The sequence below is a fragment of the Kitasatospora sp. NPDC054795 genome, from assembly GCF_053611565.1.
The window spans coordinates 1-14041 of sequence record NZ_JBSHAP010000093.1; the positions used below are offsets into that span (position 1 = coordinate 1).

Genomic DNA, 14041 nt, shown 5'->3' on the forward strand with positions numbered 1-14041 from the left:
CCCGGGACAGGGTGCCCGCCCACCGGCATGTCCGGGGTTCGGACGGGGTGCGGCCCCGGGACGGCGTCGTGGTGCCGTTCCGGGGCCCTTGCGGAGCCGTTCAGGGGGCCGTGCGGCGCCGTGGGGTCAGGGGCAGCGCACGACCTGGCCGGCGTAGGCCAGGCCCCCGCCGAAGCCGAAGAGCAGGACCGGGTCGCCGGGCGAGAGCTCGCCGCGCTCGACCAGCTTGGAGAAGGCCAGCGGGATGGAGGCGGCCGAGGTGTTGCCCGAGTGGACCACGTCCCGGGCCACCACCGCGTCCTCGCCGAGCCCCAGCTTGCGGGCGATCGTGTCGATGATCCGCAGATTGGCCTGGTGCGGGACGAAGCCCTTGAGCTCGGACGGGTCGATCCCGGCCCGCTCGCAGGCCTGGCGGGCCAGCGGGGCGAGCTGGGTGGTGGCCCAGCGGAAGACCGCCTGGCCCTGCTGGCTGATCACCGGGTCCCAGCCGGTGATCACCACGGCGTCGCCCCGCTCCGGCTCGGAGCCCCAGACCACCGGCCCGATGCCGGGCTCGCCGCCCTCCTCCTGGGCCTCGATCACCGCGGCGCCGGCGCCGTCGCCGAAGATCACGCAGGTGGAGCGGTCGGTCCAGTCGAGCGTGTCGGACATCCGCTCGGCGCCGATCACCAGGGCGCGGCGGGCCGAGCCGGCCCGGATCGCGTGGTCGGCGGTGGCCAGGGCGTACGAGAAGCCGGAGCAGACCGTGTTGATGTCGTACGCGGCGGGCGAGCGCACGCCCAGGCGGGCGGCCACCGCGGCGGCGGTGTTGGGGCTGCGCTCGATCGCGGTGCAGGTGGCGACCACGACGAGGTCGATCTCCGCGGCGGTCCGGCCGCTGTTGGCGAGGGCCTTCTGCGCGGCCTCGGTGGCGAGGTCGACCAGGCTCTCCTCCTCGGCGATGTGCCGGGTGCGGATGCCCACACGGGTGCGGATCCACTCGTCGTCGGTGTCGACGAGCCCCGCCAGGTCGGCGTTGGAGAGGACCTTGGGGGGCTGGTAGTGCCCGAGTGCCACAATGCGAGAACCGCTCATACTGCCATGGAACCGGGTTACCCGCTGGTCAGCATGGTATGACCGGCGACAGGATCCGCCCCCTCGATCTGTAGGAGGTGGACAAGGGGCCTTGGGGGGCCCGGGTTCCGCGTACGCCGAGGTCAGGCGGCCAGCGCGGCGGTGTCGCCCATCACGATGACCGGGTGGGCCGCCGGGTCCAGGGTGCGGATCAGCTGGGCCATCTTGTCCTCGGGGATCGACACGCAGCCGTGGGTCGGCCCGTCGTGGTCCACGTGGAGCCAGATGCCGCCGCCCTTCTTGGAGCCCATCGGGCGGCGCGTGTCGAGCGGGGAGTTGCCGGGGACGCGGTTGTAGTTGATCGCGACCACGTAGTCGAAGGAGCCGGCCAGCTGGTCCCCGAAGAAGCCCGTGCCGGAGACGACGAAGCTCGGGTCCTTGTCGTACGGGAGCTTGCTGCCCGGGTCCGCCTTGCGGCCGCCCGCGTCGGTGAGGTTGAACACACCGATCGGGCTGCGCAGGTCGCCCTCGTTGTGGTCGGTGGTCCAGCCGTTCTTGCCGTTGTGGCCCTGCCAGGTCTCGCCGGCCAGCCAGCGGCCCTCGGAGGTGCGGGTCCAGAGGGTGACGGCGTTCTTGTCGGTGTTCTTGTCCTGGCCGGAGGCGACCACGACCTGGGTGGTCTCGGCGGGTATCTGCGCGGTGAACTTCGCGCCGAGGCCGGGTATCGCGGCGACCGAGCCGTCCGTACGGGTCTGGCTGCGGTCGGCGGCCGGGGCTGCGGCCTGCCGGTCGGAGGCGGCCTGGGCGGCCGCGGGGGCCGGGCCGGGCCGGTCGGGCTTGCTGACGCCCTCCGGCCCGGGGCCGTCGGCGGCGGTGATGCCGGGCTTGGCGCCGTCCTGGCCGACGGCGTACCAGCCGGCGGTGGCGGCGACCAGCAGCGCGGTGCCGGCCATCACGGCCTTGCCGTGACGTTTCTGCTTGGCCTTGCGCCGCCGTCCCCGCGCGGCCGTCCGGCCACCCGCCACGGGCGCGGCGGCGAGCACCACGGGCGCGGCCTCGTAGCGGGCCTCGGGCGCGGGTTCGTGGACGGGCTCGTAGCGGGCGTCGGGCACGGGCTCGTAGCGGGCCTCCGGCACGGCTCCGTGAACGGGCTCGGCCCGGTAGACGGACTCGGCCTCGTAGCCGGGCTCGGCCGGGTACTGGACGGGTTCGGCCTCGTACGCCTGGAACGGCTGCCGGTACGCCTCGTAGTACCCGTCAGGGGCCTGCTCGTACGGCTGGTACTGGCCGTAGGAGGAGTCCTGCCGAACCGGCTGCTGGTACGGCTGGAAGCTCTCGTACTGCTGCTGCGGCATCAGGTCGACCGGCTCCTGCGTCGGCTGGTGCGGCGGGTACGCGGTGGCGCGATCAGAACCGGACATGCCGTCGATCCTGCCAAACGCCGTACCCGTTGGTAAACCCGGGCCCCGTGCGGAGGCCGTGAAGACAACCGCCGCCCGGGCCGACGGACGGCCTGGGCGGCGGAGGACTTCGAGGACCGGAACGCGGTCAGAGGCGCATCGCCTGCGGGGACTCACGGCGCATCGGGTCCGGGCCGTCGTACTCGCGGATGACCTCGTAGCGGGTGTTGCGCTCCACCGGGCGGAAGCCGGCGTCGCGGATCAGCCCGAGCAGGTCGTCGCGGCCGAGCTTGTTCGGGGTGCCGAAGTTGTCCGCGTCGTGGGTGATCTTGTACTCGACCACCGAACCGTCCATGTCGTCCGCGCCGTGGCTGAGCGCCAGCTGGGCGGTGGCGACGCCGTGCATCACCCAGAAGACCTTGACGTGCGGGACGTTGTCGAAGAGCAGCCGGGAGACCGCGAAGGTCTTCAGCGCCTCGGCGCCGGTGGCCATCTCGGTGCGGGCCATCAGCTTGTTGCGCACGACGCCGTCCTTGGAGTCGTGGAAGTCGTGCTGGTAGCGCAGCGGGATGAAGACCTGGAAGCCGCCGGTCTCGTCCTGGAGCTCGCGCAGCCGCAGCACGTGGTCCACCCGGTGACGGGGCTCCTCGATGTGGCCGTACAGCATGGTGGCCGGCGTCTTGAGGCCCTTGCTGTGCGCGAGGCGGTGGATCCGCGACCAGTCCTCCCAGTGGGTGTCGTGGTCGACGATGTGCTGGCGGACCTCCCAGTCGAAGATCTCCGCGCCGCCGCCGGTCAGCGACTCCAGGCCGGCGTCGATCAGCTCGTCCATGATCTCGTCGGCGGACAGGCCGCTGATCTTCTCGAACCAGTGGATCTCGGTGGCGGTGAAGGCCTTCAGCGAGACGTTCGGCAGCGCCGCCTTCAGCTCCCGCAGCGAGCGCGGGTAGTAGCGCCACGGCAGGGTCGGGTGCAGGCCGTTCACGATGTGCAGCTCGGTGAGGGACTCGACCTCCATCGCCTTGGCGAGGCGGACGGCCTCCTCGATGCGCATCGTGTACGCGTCCTTCTCGCCCGGCTTGCGCTGGAACGAGCAGTACGCGCAGGACGCGTTGCACACGTTGGTCATGTTGAGGTGGCGGTTGACGTTGAAGTGGACGACGTCGCCGTTCTTCCGCGTCCGCACGTGGTGGGCCAGCCCGCCCAGCCAGGCCAGGTCGTCGCTCTCGTAGAGCGCGATCCCGTCCTCGCGGGTCAGCCGCTCACCCGCGTAGACCTTCGCCTCCAGCTCGCGCTTGAGCCCTGCGTCCATGCGGTGACCCGCCTCCTCCGACATTCGATTCCTTGCCGGAATGAGCGTACGCCTATGCCGAGAGCAGCTCGGCGAGCAGTGTCGGGTCGATGTTGCCGCCGCTGACCACGGCCGCCACCGCCTGGCCCCCGGTCTCGGCGGCGCGGTGGAAGTAGGCGGCCGGGGCGACCGCCCCGGAGGGCTCGGCGACCAGTCGGCCGCGGCGGGCCAGCACGGCCACGGTGGCGCGGATCTCGTCCTCGGTGACGGTGACGATGTCGTCCACGTAGGCGGTGACGTGCTCGAACGGCAGCACGCCGAGCGACGGGGTGCGCAGCCCGTCCGCGATGGTCCGGTAAGTGTCGGCGACCGGCCACTCGACCCGGCGGCCGGCCCGCAGGCTGGCCCGGGCGTCGGCGGCCAGCTCGGGCTCCACGCCGATCACCCGGATGCCGGGGCGGGTGAGCTTGAGCGCGGCCGCCGTCCCGCCGATCAGGCCGCCGCCGCTGACCGGCACCAGGACGGTGTCCAGCTCGGCCGGGGCGTCCTCGGCGATCTCCAGGCCGACCGTGCCCTGGCCCGCGATGATGAACGGGTCGTCGTACGGCGGGACCCAGACGTAGCCGTGCTTCCCGGCCAGCTCGGCGGGCAGGGTGTCCCGCTCCTCCGGCGCGACCAGGATCACCTCGGCGCCGAACGAGCGGGTGGCCTCCACCTTCACCGCGGGCGAGGTGTCCGGCATCACGATCACGGCCTTGATGCCGAGCGTCCGGGCCGCGTACGCCACCGCCTGCGCGTGGTTGCCGCTGGACTGGGCGACCACGCCCCGGGCGCGCTCGTCCTCGGTGAGCGCGGCCAGCCGGTTGTAGGCGCCGCGGGTCTTGAACGCCCCGGTCGGCTGGAGGTTCTCGGGCTTCAGCCAGAGCCGCCGTTCCCCCTCGGCCGCCCAGGGGGCGGGAACCAGTGGGGTGCGCACGGCGACCCCCGCGATCCGCTGCCGAGCCGCCCGCAGCTCCTCCAGACCGACCAGCGCCATGCGTCACTCTCCTACGGGAGGAAGTTCACTCACCCGGTTTTCCCACTTCGTGGAGAGTACGACGGTGGTGCGGGTTCGGGCCACGCCCTTCGTGCCCGAGATCCGCTTGACCACCGATTCCAGGCCGGCCACGTCGGCCACCCGGACCTTCAGCATGTACGAGTCGTCACCGGCGATGAACCAGCAGTCCTCGACCTCGTTGAGGTCCTTCAGCCGGAACGCCACGTCCTCGTGGTCCGCGGCGTCGGTGAGCTGAAGGCCGATCAGGGCCGTCACGCCGAAGCCGAGCGAGGCCGGGTTGACCGTCGCCCGGTAGCCGGTGATGACCCCGGCCTGCTCCAGGCGGTTGATCCGGTCCGTGACGCTCGGGCCGGAGAGCCCGACCAGGCGGCCCAACTCGGCGTAGGACGCGCGGCCGTTCTCCCGGAGCGCCTGGATGAGCTGTCTGTCCACCGTGTCCATATACCGTCCGCGTCCTTCCGAACCTCGCCAGACCCACAGATCATTATCCGGATTCAAAGGCGCCCTGCGCCGACCGACCCGGATATCGCAGAGAAGATACTCTCCCGCCCCCGGTCTCCTTACTCCCCCTCAGCCGGAGCGCCGTCGCCGCCGGCCGTCCTGCGGGCGGCCGCGCCCAACTCCCCTTCCCAGCGCAGGTACAGGGAATGCGGCACGTCGACGGCGTCCAGCACCCGCCCGGCCACGAAATCCACGAGCTCGCGCACGGTGGAGCCGCCGGCGTAGAAACCGGGCGAAGCGGGCAGGACGACCGCCCCCTGCGCGTCGAGCTCCACCAAGTGCTTCAACGTCACCCCGTTGAGTGGTGTCTCGCGCACGCAGACGACGAGCGGGCGGCGCTCCTTGAGGGTGACGCTGGCCACGCGCTGCAGCAGGTCCTTGCTCAGGCCGAGGGCGATCCCGGCCACCGCGCCGGTGGTCGCGGGCACCACGAGCATGCCCTTGGCCGGGTAGGAGCCGCTGGACGGGCCGGCCGCGAAGTCCCCGGCGGGCCAGTAGCGGACGTCGTCCAGGCCCTGGTCGCTCCCGAGCCAGGCGGCCAGGTCGGCGCGCCAGTGGGCGTCCCGGAAGGAGATGCCGGTCTCGTCCAGGATGGTGAGCCGGGCGGCGCGGCTGACGATCAGGTCCACCGCCTCGCCGGCGGCCAGCAGCGCGCGGATCACCGAGGCCGCGTACGGCGTCCCCGACGCACCCGAGACCCCGACCACCCACGGCTGACGCTTCGCAGTTCCCATGGGGCAATTCTGACCCGCCTCGACCTGCGCGTTCGGCCCGGGCCGGCCGGGAGGGGGGCCAGGAGCCCCGACCCCTGGAAGGATGGGCCGCATGGCAGCGACCCTCGTCGACCTCACCCATCAGGTGACCACCGCGATGCCCGTCTACCCCGGCGACCCGGCCGTCCTGCTGGAGCCCGCGCTCACCACCGCCACCGCCGGGGTGAACGTGCTGGCCCTGCACCTCGGCTCGCAGTCCGGGACGCACGTGGACGCGCCGTACCACGTGGACGTCACCTGGCCGACCCTGGACGGGCTGCCGCTGGAGCGGTTCACCGGCCCGGCCGTGGTCGCCGACCTGCGCGGGCTGGAGCCCCGGACGGCCGTCACCCCCGAGCTGCTGGCGCCCGCGCTGGAGCGGGCCGCCGAGGGAACCGTCCTGCTGCTGGCCACCGGCTGGGCCCGGCACTGGGGCACCGACGCCTACCTCGCCCACCCCAGCCTGACCCCCGCCGCCGCCGCGGCGATCGTCGCCGCCGGGGTGCGGACGGTCGGGGTGGACGCGCTCAGCGTCGACCCGACCCCCGACCCGGGCCCGGGCGATCCCACGGTGGCCGCCCTGCTCGCCGACCTCACCGACGAGCACGACCACGGCACCGCCGAGGAGCCCACGCTGGCCGCCCACCGGGTGCTGCTGGGGGCGTCCGGCGGCGGGGTGATCGCCGAGAACCTGACCGACCTGCGGCCGCTGCTGGCGGCCCAGGAGGCCGGCCTGCCGGTGGAGGTCTCGCTGTTCCCGCTGCGGCTGGTCGCGGCGGACGGCGCACCCGTGCGGGCGGTGGCCCGGCTGGGCTGAACCGGCCAGTGGACTCCCGGGACTTGGTCTAGACCATCCCCCGTCAACGCCAGTACGCTTTCCGGCCATGGCTGAGATCATCGGAGTGATCGAGCGACTCTGGCGCTACCCCGTGAAGTCCACCGGCGGCGAGCGGCTCGACTCCGTCGAGGTGGACGGACGCGGCCTGGCCGGCGACCGCCTCTACGCCGTCCGCGACACGGCCGGGAAGCTCGGCTCGGGCAAGAACACCCGCCGCTTCCGCCGGATGGACGGCCTGCTCCGCCTCTCCGCCCGGCTCGGCCACCGGATCGACGGCCCCGAACTGTTCGATCCGCTCGGCCGCCCGGTCGACCGGCCGAACGCCTTCCTGCGCGCCTACCTCCAGCGCGAGGACGTCGAACTCGCCCGCGAGGACGCCGTGTCGCACTTCGACCGGCTGCCGGTCAGCGTGCTCAGCACCGCCACCCTGGACTGGGTCCGCGAGGCCGTCCCCTTCGCCGTGATCGACGAGCGCCGGTTCCGCCCCAACATCGTGCTGCGCACCCCGCCCGGCACCCCGCCGTTCGTCGAGGACGCCTGGCTCGGCCGCCAGGCGTCCGGCGAGGCCCCCGGCAGCGCCCGGCTCTCCTTCGTCGCCTCCAGCGAGCGCTGCGCGATGACGGGTGCCCCGCAGCCCGGACTTCCGCACGCGCCCGAGATCCTCAAGACCGTCGTGCACGCCCACGACGGGCGGCTGGACGCACTCGCCGAGGTCGCCACCCCGGGTCGCCTGCGGGTCGGCGACCGGCTGATCCTGGGCTGACCGCGGCCTTTCGCGTACAACCTACTGATCGCCAACACCTTTCCCCGATTGACGACTTGACCTTCGCTCGCCCATCCTGTCTTACTGTCATAAGACAGGAGAACAACGAGTGATCGAGTTCGTCCTCGACAGCCGCTCGCGGGTCGCCACCTACATGCAGCTCGTGCTCCAGGTGAAGCAGGCCCTGCGGGTCGGACTGGCCCGGCCCGGCGACCAGCTGCCGAAGGTCCGCGAGGTGGCGCGCGCCCTGGCGATCAACCCCAACACCGTCCTCAAGGCCTACCGGGAACTGGAGTTGGAGGGACTCGCCGAGGGCCGGCCCGGCGTGGGGACCTTCCTGGTCGGCACACTGGCCGGCCCCGCGCTGGCCAACCAGGCCGAGTTGCGCGAGGACCTGGTGGCCTGGCTGCGCAAGGCCGAGACCGCCGGGCTCGCCCACGAGGACATCGCCGCACTGATCGACACCACGATGCGGGCAACACTCAACAGGGGGAAGACATGACGGAAGTCGCTCTGGAAGCACGCGAATTGGGCAAGCGGTACGGCAAGGCCTGGGCGCTGGAGGGCTGCTCGCTCCAGCTCCCGGCCGGACGGATCGCCGCACTGGTCGGCCCGAACGGGGCGGGCAAGTCCACCCTGCTGCACCTGGCCGTCGGACTGCTCGAACCGGACGCCGGCGAGGTCCGGGTGTTCGGCCGCGACCCCCGGCAGGACGTCGCGGCGCTGGCCGGGATCGGATTCGTCGCCCAGGACACCCCGCTCTACCCGGACTTCACCGGGGACGAGCTGATCACCATGGGCGGCAAGCTCAACCACCACTGGGAGGCCGCCCCCGCCCGCGACCGGCTGACCCGCCTCGGCATCCCCCTCGACAAGCCGGTCGGCCGGCTGTCCGGCGGCCAACGCGCCCAGGTGGCACTGGCCCTGGCGCTCGCCAAGCAGCCCCGACTGCTGCTGCTGGACGAACCGGTGGCCGCCCTCGACCCCCTGGCCCGGCACGCGTTCATGCAGGAACTGATGGGCGCCGTCGCCGAGAGCGGCACCACCGTGCTGCTCTCCTCGCACCTGCTCGCCGACCTGGAACGGGTCTGCGACCACCTGGTCGTCCTGAACACCGCACAGGTCCAACTGACGGGCGCGGTGGACGACCTGCTCGCCGAGCACTGCCGGATCACCGGCCCCCGGACCGGCACGGAGTCCGTACCGGGAGTGACCGCCGTCATCCAGGCCAGCCACACCGAGCGCCAGTCCACCCTGCTGGTGCGCACCGACGGGCCGGTGGACGAGAACGTCTGGACCGTCCACCCGGTGACGCTGGAGGACCTCGTCCTCGCCTACCTGGGCGCGGGCGACACCCGGTTCTCCCCGGAGGTGGCGGCATGACCTGGCTGATCTGGCGCCAGCACCGCAAGCAACTGTTCTGGACGCTCGCCGCCCTGGCCGCGCTGGCCGCCGTGATGGTGCCCACCGGCCTCGCGATGCGCGGCGCCCTCGACCGCAGCGGCCTCGGCTCCTGCCTCGCCAAGCTCGGCCACGAGACCCTGCTGACCGGGGCCGGCGGCTGCGAGGGCCTCAACCAGCGCTTCCAGAACCAGTACGGCGGACTCCTCTACGTCGCCGTCCTGTTCGTCCTGCTGCCGGTGCTGGTCGGACTGTTCTTCGGCGCGCCGCTGGTCGCCCGCGAGGTGGAGAACGGCACCCACCGCCTGGTGTGGACCCAGGGGATCAGTCGGCGGCACTGGGTGCTCGCCAAGTTCGGCCTGGTGGGCGGCGCCGCGGTGCTGCTCGCGGTCGCGTACGCGCTGGGCGTGGCCTGGTGGTTCGGCCCCTTCGCGGCCACCGGCCAGGGCCGGCTGGGCTACCTGAGCTTCGACGTCCAGGGCGTCGCCCCGATCGCGTACACCCTGTTCGCGGTGGCGCTCGGCGTGTACACCGGCACGGCGGCCCGCAAGGTGCTGCCCGCGATGGGGATCTCGCTCGCCGCGTTCGCCGCGGTGCGCGTCCTGGTCGAGACGGCGGTCCGCCCGTACCTCCTCCCGGCGAAGACGGCCGTGTACGCGGCGGAGAGCGGACTGCTCCCCAACCGCTATGCCGGGGACTGGGTCTTCGACCAGGTGGTGCGCAACGGCGCCGGCGAGACCGTGCTGCACGACGGGCAGATCGGCTGCCCGCCGGCCACGGACCCGGGGGCCGCCGACTGCACCAGGAACATGGCCGAACACGGCTTCGGCGCCGGGCCGTACACCAACGCGATGGAGTACCAGCCCGCCGACCGGTTCTGGACCTTCCAGGGGATCGAGTCGGGGCTGTTCCTCGCCCTGACCGCGCTGCTGGTGTTCCTCGCGGTGCGGCGGATCCGGCGGATCTCCTAGGCGGGGTGGGCCGGGTGGCCGCGGACCGGGCGCCGCGGCCTGCCGATCACGGTCCTCATCGGGGGGTGTCGCCGTCGCTCCCGGATGCTGCCGCGGGGACGGCGACCGCCCGCAGGTAGGCGTCGACGAAGATGTCGACGATCTTGTCCATCGAGGGCAGCCCGGCCCCCAGGGCGGGCTCCAGCACCGGCCGCATCAGGACGTGGTTGAGCAGCGGGCCGAGCAGCAGCTGGATCAGCACCGGGGTGGGCAGCGGTCTCAGCCGGCCGGCCCGCACGTGCGGCCGCAGCAGCCGGTCGAGGCTGTCGAGCGTCCGCGGCAGGTTGGCGGCCATCACCCGGGCGGCGGGGCCGTCCGGCCGGCCGAGCAGGTCGGCGAAGACCGCCGGGACGATCCGCGGCTCGTGCGCGAAGGCCGCGACGAAGGTGGTGTGCAGCGCCCGGACGGTGTCCTCCAGGCGCTCCGGCGGGTCGGCGGCGAGGGCCTCCAGGCCGGGCAGCGCGGAGTGCCGCTCGAAGACGGCGGCGAGCAGGCCGTCCCGCCCCTCGAAGACGGTGTGCAGGCTGGGCAGCGAGCAGTCCGCCCGGTCCGCCACCGCGTCCAGGGTGACCCCGGCCAGGCCCCGCTCGGCCACCAGCAGCGCCGCCGCCTCGATCGCGCGCTCGCGCACCGGCGGCCGTCCGCCCGGGTCGACCCCCGCCTCCCGGACCGCCTCGTCCAGCGCGGCCCTGGAGCCGCCGAGCCGGCGCAGCAGCGTGCTGCGGGAGATCCCGGCCGTCGTGGCGATCGCCGTCAGCGGGACGTCGGCGACGTCCTGGCCCCGTTCCTTCGCCGCCGTGAGGGCGGCCGTCACCAGCTCCTTCATGTGGAGCATCGTACTGCTTGACATCTGGAACGGTTCCAGAGACTCTGTAAAGGCAGGTTCCACACGGACAGTGATCGATCGAGCACTGAAAGGGGAGAGCCATGAGCGTCGTGATCTCCGGAGGCGGGCCGGCCGGAATGATGCTGGGCCTGCTGCTGGCACGCGCCGGCGTCGAGGTGACCGTGCTGGAGAAGCACCGGGACTTCCTGCGCGACTTCCGCGGCGACACCGTCCACGCCTCCACCGTGCGGCTGATGGACGAACTCGGCCTCGGCCGGAAGTTCGCCGCCCTGCCGCAGAGCCGCCTCGGCAACCTGGTCGTCCGGACGCCCGACGCCGGCCCCGTCGCACTGAGCGCCTACGAGCGGCTGCGGCCCCCGTACAACTACATCGCCATGATCCCGCAGTGGGACCTGCTGAACTTCCTGGTCGAGGAGGCCGGGCGGGAACCCGCCTTCACCCTGCGAATGAACACCGAGGCGACCGGCCTGCTCCGGGACGGCGCCGGCCGGGTGACCGGCGTCCGGTACCGCACCCGGGACGGCGAGGAGGGCGAGCTCCACGCCGACCTCACCGTCGCCGCCGACGGCCGGCACTCCACCCTGCGCCGGGCGGCCGGCCTGGTGCCCGAGGAGTTCCCGGTGCCCTTCGACATCTGGTGGTTCCGGCTGCCCCGGCACACCCACGAGCAGACCCTGCCGCCCACCCTCGTCCCCGGCTTCGGCCGCGGCGACCTGGCGTTGAGCTTCGCCCGGGCCGACTACTTCCAGATCGCCTACTTCCGCGCCAAGGGCGCCGACCCGCAGCTGCGCGCCGAGGGCATCGAACGGTTCCGCGCCCGGATCGCCGAACTGCTGCCCCAGTACGCCGACCGGGTCGACCGGCTGGCCGGCCTCGACGACGTCCACCTGCTCGACGTCAGGCTCAACCGGCTGAACCGCTGGCACCAGGACGGGCTGCTGCTGATCGGCGACGCCGCCCACGCGATGTCCCCGGCCGGCGGGGTGGGCATCAACCTCGCGATCCAGGACGCCGTCGCGGCCGCCACCCTGCTCGCCGGACCGCTGCGGCGCGGACGCCCGACCGTGGCGGCCCTGGCCCGGGTCCAGCACCGCCGGTGGCGGCCGACCGTGATCATGCAGGGGGTGCAGCAGGTCCTGCACCACGTGATGTTCGAGCCGGTCCTCACCGGCCGGCAGGCCGGCCCGCCCACCCGGCTGGTGCGGCTCGCCCGGTACGTCCCCGGCTTCCCGCTGCTGCTGTCCCGCCTGATCGCCTTCGGCCCGCTCCCCGAACACGCCCCGGCCTTCGCCCGGCGCGACGCCTGAGGTCACTCGACCGGTGAGACCCACGGCGCGGGGCACCGCCCGGCACCAGGACCTCTCGGCGAGCGGCGGCAGCCCGTCCCCCGCGCACCGTCCGTTCGGGCGGGCGGTTCGCGGGGAACGACCGTTGGCATGACGATCCCTCACCGCTCGACCGGCACCGGCGACCACCACGTCCTGGTCCTGCACGACTGGTTCGGCACCAGCGAGGGCTGGGGCCCGTTCCTCGACTACCTCGACGGCGACGCCTTCAGCTACGCCTTCCTCGACTACCGCGGCTACGGGCAGCGCAAGGACGTCCCCGGCGCCTACACCCTCGCCGAGATCGCCTCCGACGCGCTCGCCCTGGCCGACCAGCTCGGCTGGGACCGCTTCTCGCTGGTGGGCCACTCGATGGGCGGCAAGGCGGCCCAGCAGGTGCTCGCCGAGGCGCCGCTGCGGGTGCGCAAGCTGGTCGGCCTGGCCCCGGTGCCGGCCGGGGCGTACCCCCTGGACGAAGCGGGCGAGGCGCTGTTCTACGGCGCCGCCGAGGACCGGGAGAAGCGCTTCGCCATCCTGGACCTGGTCACCGGACAGCGGGCCGGCCGGGTCTGGCTCGACCGCATGGTCGACCAGTCCCTGCGGCTGTCCACCCCGGAGGCCTTCGGCGGCTACGTCCGCGACTGGGCGACGGCCGACCTCCAGCACCGGATCGACGGCAACCCGGTGCCGGTCAAGGTGATCGTCGGCGAGCACGACCTCGCCCTCACCGCCGAGGTGATGCGCGGAACCTTCCTCGCCCACTACCCCAACGCCGAGCTGGAGGAGCTCGGCGGCAGCGGGCACTACCCGATGTACGAGGCCCCGGTGGCCCTGGCGGTGTCGCTGGAGGGCTTCCTGCACAACTGAGCCAGGGCTGGGCGCACCGGGCCGGCGCGCACCCGGGTGAACGCGCCGGGTAGACGCTGACGCATGGACCCTAGACCCGCACGCATTGGGCGTCTCATCCTTCTCGCTTACGTTCGATGCATGACAGATGAGCGAGTTGACGGCACGTCCCGGGTGCTGGTGATCGGCGTCTCCGGGGCGGTCGGACGGCACGTCGGGCTGCAGCTCGCCGCCTCCGGAGTACGGGTGCGGACGCTGCCCCCGCGGGACCTGCTCGCCCCGGCGTCGCTGGAGGCGGCGGTGCGGGGCGCCGGGGCCGTCCTGCTGGGGTGGCCGTTCCCGACGGCGGACGGGGCCACGGAGGCGGTGGGCGTGCTGGCCCGGGAGGTCGGGCGGGTGGTGCTCCTGTCACCGGCCGGACCCGACCGGCCGGCGGGCGGGGTCGAGGCGCTGCTCACCGGCAGCGGGGTACGGCACACGGTGCTGCGGGCGCACGGCTTCGCCGCCGCGCTGCAGTGGGCGGAGGAGATCAGGGCCGGGGGCGTGGTGCGGGGCTACGGCGGCGCGGCCGGGCTGAACCCGGTGGACGAGCGGGACATCGCGGCGGTCGCCGTCCGCACCCTGGTCGAGGACGGCCACGACGGGGCCCGGTACGTCCTCACCGGCCCGGAGTCACCCACCCAGGCGGAGCAGGTGGAGATCATCGGCGCGGCCGCGGGCCGCCCGGCCACCTGGCAGGAGGTCCCCCGCGAGACCGCCCGCCGCCGGCTGTCGGCCACCGGCCGGGCCCCCGCCGCCGCCGACGGCGCCCTGGACCTCGTCCACGCCCGCCTCTCCGCCCCCGAACCGGCCACCACCACGGTCCGGGACGTCACCGGCCACCCCGCCCGCAGCTTCCACGCCTGGGCGACGGACCACGCCGCCCTGTTCCGCTGAACCGACCCGCCCGGCCCGGCG

General features: G+C 73.3%; 15 protein-coding genes. 8 read left to right on the forward strand and 7 right to left on the reverse strand.

The genetic code is table 11. The annotated features are described in order from the left end of the window. Nucleotides 1-126: 126 nt before the first annotated feature. From ACWGJO_RS28620 to ACWGJO_RS28645, 6 genes are all read right to left on the reverse strand, one after another. Nucleotides 127-1074 (reverse strand): beta-ketoacyl-ACP synthase III, encoded by a 948-nt coding sequence (locus ACWGJO_RS28620; RefSeq protein WP_380542063.1) that lies wholly within the window; start codon nt 1072-1074, stop codon nt 127-129. A 122-nt stretch (nt 1075-1196) separates the two neighbouring features. After that, nucleotides 1197-2474: a L,D-transpeptidase family protein gene (locus ACWGJO_RS28625; RefSeq protein WP_452188078.1), complete on the reverse strand. Its 1278-nt coding sequence runs from the start codon at nt 2472-2474 to the stop codon at nt 1197-1199. A 127-nt stretch (nt 2475-2601) separates the two neighbouring features. Next, complete coding sequence (gene mqnE, locus ACWGJO_RS28630; protein WP_359902873.1) at nt 2602-3765, reverse strand: aminofutalosine synthase MqnE; 1164 nt, start codon at nt 3763-3765, stop codon at nt 2602-2604. 52 nt (nt 3766-3817) lie between these two features. Continuing rightward, the gene (locus ACWGJO_RS28635; protein ID WP_359902870.1) at nt 3818-4780 is read right to left on the reverse strand and encodes a threonine ammonia-lyase; all 963 of its coding nucleotides are present in this window, start codon (nt 4778-4780) and stop codon (nt 3818-3820) included. Between the two features lie 3 nt (nt 4781-4783). Beyond that, nucleotides 4784-5242: an Lrp/AsnC family transcriptional regulator gene (locus tag ACWGJO_RS28640; protein ID WP_030055719.1), complete on the reverse strand. Its 459-nt coding sequence runs from the start codon at nt 5240-5242 to the stop codon at nt 4784-4786. A gap of 119 nt (nt 5243-5361) precedes the next feature. Beyond that, complete coding sequence (locus tag ACWGJO_RS28645) at nt 5362-6036, reverse strand: UbiX family flavin prenyltransferase (RefSeq protein WP_452188080.1); 675 nt, start codon at nt 6034-6036, stop codon at nt 5362-5364. Between the two features lie 91 nt (nt 6037-6127). Here ACWGJO_RS28645 and ACWGJO_RS28650 point away from each other — a divergent pair, with 91 nt between their 5' ends. The 5 genes from ACWGJO_RS28650 to ACWGJO_RS28670 all read left to right on the forward strand — a co-directional run bounded on the left by ACWGJO_RS28650 (nt 6128) and on the right by ACWGJO_RS28670 (nt 10027). Continuing rightward, a complete protein-coding gene (locus ACWGJO_RS28650; protein WP_452188082.1) occupies nt 6128-6871 on the forward strand; it encodes a cyclase family protein in 744 nt (247 codons plus the stop codon). Nucleotides 6872-6938: 67 nt separating this feature from the next. Beyond that, the gene (locus ACWGJO_RS28655; RefSeq protein WP_452188084.1) at nt 6939-7655 is read left to right on the forward strand and encodes an MOSC domain-containing protein; all 717 of its coding nucleotides are present in this window, start codon (nt 6939-6941) and stop codon (nt 7653-7655) included. Nucleotides 7656-7764: 109 nt separating this feature from the next. Beyond that, complete coding sequence (locus ACWGJO_RS28660) at nt 7765-8157, forward strand: GntR family transcriptional regulator (RefSeq protein ID WP_452188086.1); 393 nt, start codon at nt 7765-7767, stop codon at nt 8155-8157. Further along, on the forward strand, nt 8154-9038 hold the full coding sequence (locus ACWGJO_RS28665) for an ABC transporter ATP-binding protein (RefSeq protein ID WP_452188088.1): 885 nt from the start codon (nt 8154-8156) through the stop codon (nt 9036-9038). The genes ACWGJO_RS28660 and ACWGJO_RS28665 overlap by 4 nt, the downstream gene beginning before the upstream one ends. Then, nucleotides 9035-10027: an ABC transporter permease subunit gene (locus tag ACWGJO_RS28670; RefSeq protein ID WP_452188090.1), complete on the forward strand. Its 993-nt coding sequence runs from the start codon at nt 9035-9037 to the stop codon at nt 10025-10027. Before ACWGJO_RS28665 ends, ACWGJO_RS28670 begins: the two co-directional genes overlap by 4 nt. A 55-nt stretch (nt 10028-10082) precedes the next feature. Here ACWGJO_RS28670 and ACWGJO_RS28675 read toward each other — a convergent pair whose 3' ends face one another. After that, nucleotides 10083-10892 (reverse strand): TetR/AcrR family transcriptional regulator, encoded by an 810-nt coding sequence (locus tag ACWGJO_RS28675; protein ID WP_452188091.1) that lies wholly within the window; start codon nt 10890-10892, stop codon nt 10083-10085. A gap of 101 nt (nt 10893-10993) precedes the next feature. Between ACWGJO_RS28675 and ACWGJO_RS28680 the strand changes: the two genes are divergently transcribed. The 3 genes from ACWGJO_RS28680 to ACWGJO_RS28690 all read left to right on the forward strand — a co-directional run bounded on the left by ACWGJO_RS28680 (nt 10994) and on the right by ACWGJO_RS28690 (nt 14020). Further along, a complete protein-coding gene (locus tag ACWGJO_RS28680; RefSeq protein ID WP_452188093.1) occupies nt 10994-12220 on the forward strand; it encodes an FAD-dependent oxidoreductase in 1227 nt (408 codons plus the stop codon). Between the two features lie 129 nt (nt 12221-12349). Beyond that, entirely contained in the window at nt 12350-13105 is a 756-nt protein-coding gene (locus tag ACWGJO_RS28685; protein WP_452188095.1) for an alpha/beta fold hydrolase, read from the forward strand. A gap of 120 nt (nt 13106-13225) precedes the next feature. Next, entirely contained in the window at nt 13226-14020 is a 795-nt protein-coding gene (locus ACWGJO_RS28690) for a nucleoside-diphosphate sugar epimerase (RefSeq protein ID WP_452188097.1), read from the forward strand. Nucleotides 14021-14041: the final 21 nt, after the last annotated feature.